At 37.3% G+C, this 6,201-nt stretch carries 10 protein-coding genes; 3 read left to right on the top strand and 7 right to left on the bottom strand.

The window, feature by feature from the left end:
* Positions 1 to 73: 73 nt before the first annotated feature.
* The gene (locus tag FBY13_RS23945) at positions 74 to 256 is read right to left on the bottom strand and encodes a phage terminase large subunit family protein (RefSeq protein ID WP_186440854.1); all 183 of its coding nucleotides are present in this window, start codon (positions 254 to 256) and stop codon (positions 74 to 76) included.
* A 55-nt stretch (positions 257 to 311) separates the two neighbouring features.
* Positions 312 to 833, bottom strand: coding sequence for a terminase small subunit (locus FBY13_RS23230; RefSeq protein ID WP_145395269.1), 522 nt, complete (start codon positions 831 to 833; stop codon positions 312 to 314).
* 182 nt (positions 834 to 1,015) lie between these two features.
* Between FBY13_RS23230 and FBY13_RS23225 the strand changes: the two genes are divergently transcribed.
* Positions 1,016 to 1,519, top strand: coding sequence for an SLATT domain-containing protein (locus FBY13_RS23225; RefSeq protein ID WP_145395268.1), 504 nt, complete (start codon positions 1,016 to 1,018; stop codon positions 1,517 to 1,519).
* Positions 1,520 to 1,521: 2 nt separating this feature from the next.
* Positions 1,522 to 2,292 carry a nucleotidyltransferase gene (locus tag FBY13_RS23220; protein WP_145395267.1) on the top strand — a complete coding sequence of 257 codons (771 nt, stop codon included), beginning with the start codon at positions 1,522 to 1,524 and terminating at the stop codon, positions 2,290 to 2,292.
* Positions 2,293 to 2,369: 77 nt separating this feature from the next.
* Here FBY13_RS23220 and FBY13_RS23215 read toward each other — a convergent pair whose 3' ends face one another.
* From FBY13_RS23215 to FBY13_RS23200, 4 genes are all read right to left on the bottom strand, one after another.
* Positions 2,370 to 2,690 carry a hypothetical protein gene (locus tag FBY13_RS23215; RefSeq protein WP_145395266.1) on the bottom strand — a complete coding sequence of 107 codons (321 nt, stop codon included), beginning with the start codon at positions 2,688 to 2,690 and terminating at the stop codon, positions 2,370 to 2,372.
* A gap of 11 nt (positions 2,691 to 2,701) precedes the next feature.
* Positions 2,702 to 3,256, bottom strand: a complete 555-nt coding sequence (locus FBY13_RS23210) for a hypothetical protein (RefSeq protein WP_145395265.1) — start codon at positions 3,254 to 3,256, stop codon at positions 2,702 to 2,704.
* A gap of 596 nt (positions 3,257 to 3,852) precedes the next feature.
* On the bottom strand, positions 3,853 to 4,536 hold the full coding sequence (locus FBY13_RS23205; protein WP_145395264.1) for a hypothetical protein: 684 nt from the start codon (positions 4,534 to 4,536) through the stop codon (positions 3,853 to 3,855).
* A gap of 60 nt (positions 4,537 to 4,596) precedes the next feature.
* Positions 4,597 to 4,788 carry a hypothetical protein gene (locus FBY13_RS23200; protein ID WP_145395263.1) on the bottom strand — a complete coding sequence of 64 codons (192 nt, stop codon included), beginning with the start codon at positions 4,786 to 4,788 and terminating at the stop codon, positions 4,597 to 4,599.
* Positions 4,789 to 4,846: 58 nt separating this feature from the next.
* Here FBY13_RS23200 and FBY13_RS23195 point away from each other — a divergent pair, with 58 nt between their 5' ends.
* Positions 4,847 to 5,584, top strand: a complete 738-nt coding sequence (locus tag FBY13_RS23195) for a hypothetical protein (protein ID WP_145395262.1) — start codon at positions 4,847 to 4,849, stop codon at positions 5,582 to 5,584.
* On the opposite strand, the gene FBY13_RS23190 is transcribed toward FBY13_RS23195, so the two are convergent.
* Positions 5,549 to 6,031 carry a hypothetical protein gene (locus tag FBY13_RS23190; protein WP_145395261.1) on the bottom strand — a complete coding sequence of 161 codons (483 nt, stop codon included), beginning with the start codon at positions 6,029 to 6,031 and terminating at the stop codon, positions 5,549 to 5,551. The genes FBY13_RS23195 and FBY13_RS23190 overlap by 36 nt on opposite strands.
* Between the last annotated feature and the right edge of the window lie 170 nt (positions 6,032 to 6,201).

Genomic DNA, 6,201 nt, shown 5'->3' with positions numbered 1-6,201 from the left:
TTGGTCGGAAAAACGCTTCTTCATGGGAATGTCCTCATGTGGCTTATGAAGACATTACTAACATCGCGGTGTATTAATCAACGGGGAGCAGGTCAGAATTATCATTAGCCATAAAGTACATAGCAGCATTAAGCACTACTGTTGTTTTTAATAATTGTGCTGACGATTGAAGTACGACCTTGCGGATTTTAGGATTGGTGATTATATCGAGAGGTTCTTTTTGGAATTCAAACAGACTTAATCTCTGCCCACCCATTGGGCCATCTGGAAATGTTAGATTAGCTTCACACCAATCAGAAGGTTTAAGCTTTTTAGGCGGTCGGATCTTCTGAACTGCCCTGTTCAGTATTCTCGTTAACTTGTCCTTGTTCATTTTCTTCCTCTGGCATCTCGTATTCCTGATTGCCAATTTCATTCAGTACTTCATCTATGAAGCCTGCTAATTTCGTTTTTAGTTGTAATGCATCCTCTGATTCAAATAGTTCTAAGTAATGCTTCTGTGGGATTGTGCGTAGGTAATTCTTCATCTGACTGAAGAACTCGGATAGGGAAGATTCAAGATATGCAGTATCAACCACCAGTGATAATTGCTTATCAAGTTCTAACTCTGCCTGACTTGCTTCTGCTGCCATACGGCGTAGGCGTTCACGAGCAATCTGTTCGTTGAGATCTGTATCTCTTAGAGGTTTCAGTACTTCATCAACTACCCAAGCACGGATCTGTTCTTCAGGCCAAGACATATCAAGCCCTTTGGGTATCCATGATTGGCGTATTGTCGATTCATCATATCCGTACTGACGGCCTAAAGAGCGTATTGAGATTGTGTTACTCATAGTTATTCCTTTTTGGGTTTAGCTATGAGTATTTATGAGGGGCGGGATCGAATTTTTAGCTCAGATATCTAAAAAATAAAGGGCTGCGAAAACTCCCGATCTTCGCCTAACGTCGGAGAACCTCTTATAGCCAGAAAAAATCATGTTGTGATATACTAAGTGCTTCACACTAAGGAATGGTTATGAATTCAAATCTTATCCAATCAATTGTTGATGAATGTCATCGTATTGAAGAAGATTCACTCTACTCGTCTAAGTCCCATTACAATGTATCTGATAGGTGGGATAAACTTAATCTAGTCTTAGGCGTCCCATTAGGTATTTTAACTGCACTTAGCGGATTAGCTGCTATCAAAAATAGTACTCTAATTGTGGTTTTCATCTCGATTCTTGCAACGGTATTAACCTCTTTAAATACATCATTAAATCCAAGTAAACGCTCTGCCCTACATAAGGCGTCAGCAAACGAATATAATAAATTAAAAAATGATGTTAGAATCTTCCGAGAAATAGAACTAATTGATAATGATTTGAGTGACAAACAGTTAAAAGAGAAGATAGTTTATTTTTCTAACCGTAGAAGTCAACTCAATACCAGCTCACCTAACATACCTTCTTGGGCGTACAAGAAAACACAATCCGATGTAGACAAAGGGTTTACAAAATATCATATTGACAAGGAATAATTATGACAGTCAGCACTCATTTAGAAACAATAAAAAATAATGCTTACCAACGTGATTTAACTATTTCTAATTCTATAAGCACACTTCAGAGAAGACTGGACTCTTGTTTCCCTGGTCAGTTGCATAGCCACTTTAAATTTGGTTCTTTCACTCGTGACACTATGCTTCCACGCTCATATGACCCAACATCAGATGTTGATTATATGGTTGTCTTTAATAACGTTATTTACAATCCTCAAACTTATCTTAATAAGTTAAAAGATTTCGCATCTCGTTACTACAGCACATCCGAGTTGAAACAAAGCCACCCCACTATTCAACTCAGCCTTAACCACATAACATTTGAGCTAGTACCTGCCTCATACAGCATCTTTTATGGCTATCAAATACCTTCAAAAAATGATTTAACTGGAAAATGGATGAGTACCGATCCTAATGCCTTCAACTCAGAATTAACAATATGCAATCGGAATAATTCAAGCATGATCAAGCCGCTCATAAGAATTCTAAAATATTGGAATGCCAATGCAGGTTACGTCTTCGATTCGTATGAATTAGAAAAGACTATTGTGAAGTTCAACTTCTATTGGTGTTCAACTTTGAAAGATTATTTCTACACTGCCGTACAACAGCTCCCTGATTTCCATTATATGCAAGCATGGAAACAAGAACGAATCTCGCGTTTAAAAACTTGCATATCAATAGCAAAGCATTATGAACAACAAGGTAATCATTTTTTAGCAGAAACAGAGATTAAAAAATTAATACCTTGACTTTATCGTCTCTGTCTTATTTTATACAAAGTTTAAGATGGATATTACTTGTTATTCATATTAAATATCCATCTTCTTTAAATTTGAAAATGCACTAACTGAGTACTGGCACGTTGTGGTTCACGCTCTACATGCTCAGTGTAAGGGTGTATATCGTCTATACGAGCCTCATTGATTACACAACCAGTACTGCTCTGTTCATCAAAGTAAGCCTTATTGTAATGGCACTGGCTTTGAAACTGTGGGCGGTAATACTTAGCACCGTTACGTGTGCCCGCATCAAACATCACCACGGCCTGATTATCTACATAGCCAACATAGGCTTTGTTCATCCAAGTATGGTGAGTGCTACAGCCAGCGGTAAAGGCAAACAGTGCTGCGATTAGTAGTTTTTTCATTTTTATTATTCCTACATTAATTGTTCTAAGTGCGACAGACGTACATGTCTGTACCTGCCAGTATTGATACTAGGCACGATCAGGTTGTTTGTGAATTTGTTCATTTCGTTAAGTACTGTCTGGAAGATTGCTTTGTCCCTATTCTCTTGAGTAAATCGCTCGTCGAGTATCAGACCGTCAAAGCACGCTTCCATCACAGCAATCAGGTTTGTACGTGTACCGCTGCCAAGATTGCCGAGCCATAGCTTGTATCGGTGGCTTAATTCATCAATGAGGCGGTTCTTACGGCCATCAATCAGATTTGGGAACTCCTCACTGATCATCAAGCGTATGAAGGGGTATGTGTCTAGTAATTTGCTGATGTTCGTTTCGTAGCTGAGTACTGAAGCAATGCCAAACCCAATAGGCAATACCAGTACTAAATCATGCTGCTCAATGTATCTGGCCTTACCTTCTATGAACTGCAAAAGACTGATGAACAGATCAGCCCTCTCAATCTGTCCCTGATATCGCAGGCCGAATACCTTGCCGTCATCTGAATGTAGTGCTGTACAAAAAGCATCCATAACTTGATATCCAAAATGAATAAGAGATCAACTATTGATCATTTTCGATATCATTTAAAGAGTACAGAGCACCAAATGATCAACATAACCCTATGAATTTGATCATTTTTATTTAATTTATCTCGCTATCTCTTGTTAGCAGCACGATCACTGTATATCCTTACAGTCCTAAAGAATTAGTGAGGTACTCACTATGGGCAATAAGAACACATTCATCCCGCACAAACTACCGGTGTTCAGTATTTTTGGACTAATGAGCGAATAACAGTACTTCATCAGACTGGGGCTTACTTACCGCATATTGAACCCGGAGAAGTACTGTTAGTTGAGACAAAACCCGTCGATGGTCAACGTATGTTTTGGTTTGGGCGGGTTACTCAAACTGCATATTGGTTTGTACTGGACGAGCCAGTATCAATCTATGATGTCGATAGCTGGTACAGGCATCAGCATGAGATGATTAACGCACATGACGGTAATCTTGATGAATTCTGCGATATGCAGGGTGAATTGCCATTTTGAAAGATACGCCCTGAACCACGGAAAGTTTTGCAGAACAACCCGCTGTTTACGGTTCAGGGCGATAATATTCTAAACTATTTAAACACCAAATTCTTGTTACATTCACCAATAAGATTATTTCTTACTAGGTAGTTCTTTTCAACGTTTGACATTTTCTTATCCTTAATGTCTATAACAGTAAAACTCTTGGAAAAATCAGCATTGCATTTCATTGAAAGGAAACCATCTTTAAATTCTGAAATAATAACATTCCCATCAGCATCTTTGAGAATTTGAAATGCAGGGCCAAAGTAATTCCCCGTCAAAAATGAAATAGCAAGCCATGAGAACAAAAGTCCAGATAGTGACATTTTATTATCTATGATTGATCCATTACATTTAATTATTTTTTTTGTGAAATGACAAAAACCAAAAACCAATACATATACTGCTGCAGAAACAATGATTGTTTTATAATTAAATCCCTTACCCCCAACCATATCAACTATGTTGACGAATATTAACGCAAGTACAGATACTTTTGTTGAGTCCCAAAAACCACTATTTGTTACAATAAAAATATATACAACTAAAGATAAAACCATTAAAAAAACAGAAACCCGGAGCAAGGCAAAAATCAAAGTAATAAAATCGACTTGAATAAGCGATATAGGACTCCCATAAAATAATGACTCACCAGCCTTGTAAGAAAAATAGGTAATATAGGATGCAAAAGTCAATGCAGTTATAAATGGAACCTTATTAAAAATCCCTTCCATCACAATCCCCTTCTAAAACATCAATATATACTACACATTTCTTTATACAACTTCACGAATTCATTCCCATTTCAGGCGAGTATCGCGACTCTCATGGTCAAATTTTTCCTTGAGTATGTCCAACGTAATGCGTTCAGGGCTATTCCACTCAAGTTCAGCGTATGACACTTCTTCGCCATCGATGAAGTATTTTATCACACCCTTTGTGTTGGTTAGACCGAAGCGGCCTAATGTGAATTTGTCAATTTTCATAGTGTTAATCCTCTGAGGTTTATGGTATTTATCATGTTTTGGGTTGAGGGAATAGACCATGTTTAGCAAGGTGTGGAAGGTAGTTAAGGAAGTAGCGATTGGAATACTTTTAGTACTGGGACTTTGGTTGGTTACAAATGGGGCACTTAGAGAATCAAATGGTAATTTTCAGTTCGGCAGTTTAATGGACTTTGTTATTGCTTTATCAAACTTTATTATGGCCGTAGCTGCCCTTATCGCGGCTAATGAAGCTAAAAAATGGTTTCAACAAAAGAATAAATTAAACAACTTAGATTCTGCACATCAAAAAATCAAAGAATATGAAGATATTCTATGGGCTACTCACAATAGGATCTTTAAAGATACAGCCATTAGGGCAAACTTTGAAAATGACGTTAAAAATAATAATATTTCTGTTGATGAAGCACTGGATGAAGTGAATCACTTACTATCATCCAAGACAACAACAGATCTTGATGAATTATCCTTAATATATTCAGAACAAGCGAAGCTTCGCAGGTATGGTGTAATAATAACTGAGAATTTCCGTCAGATTATAGACACAGTAATTAAAAAAAGATCTGATTATTTAGACCTCCACTATGAACAATTGACATATACTTTTGTCGAATTCAGAACGCCGGGACAAACATTAATGAAAGACAAATCTACAGAGTTAAATACTGCAAAAATAGAGTTAGCTAAGGAATATGAGTTAATAATATCTAAAACTTCATTAGACGCACATTATGATTTGACATCACTTCACATGAGTCAACACCTCAAGTCCTTTTAAATGACATACCATTGGATCATTTAAAATTGCATTTGTAATACTCAGCGTATATCCATTCTGATGTTGGTTAAATCTCCCATAGACCTTAACCAACTCATGAGGTATCTGTAACGCATATCGAATACTGAAGTCTGGATGGTAGATAACAGCAATCAGATCATCAAATTGATTAAGCTCATAGTTTCTTATTATACCCAGTACTGTTGATTGATTCTTAGCGTTATTCTTTCGTGACTTTATCTGTACTTTTCTACCATCAATAGTTGCGTCATACCCTTTGGTACTTGCAGGTGCAAGTACCATTCCCATACGAGTTGATACTAGCCATTCTGTATACTCACTAACTGGGTTGTTGCGAGTACGTATAACATTTCTACGCTCAAGTTCAGCAAGAGTTTCTTGGTTAAGCTGCATCAACTCGGTTGTACTTAGATCAGATAAGTCCATTACAGCATTTTCTCTTTAAGAATCTCAATGCTAAGTACTTCACTACCTCTGTGTACCATTGCATGGCAGTTTGGACTGTAGTGGTCAACAAAAACTGGCCACGGCTTTAGAGTTTTTCCAAAACAATCTTTCTGATTCATTCGGCGTCAAACCACCATTATATTGATGAG

Origin of the sequence: Pantoea sp. SJZ147 (genome assembly GCF_007828605.1) — a bacterium.
Lineage (GTDB): Bacteria > Pseudomonadota > Gammaproteobacteria > Enterobacterales > Enterobacteriaceae > Pantoea > Pantoea allii.
Note: the sequence above shows the minus strand (reverse complement) of the source record. Positions and strands in the feature narration are given on the sequence as shown.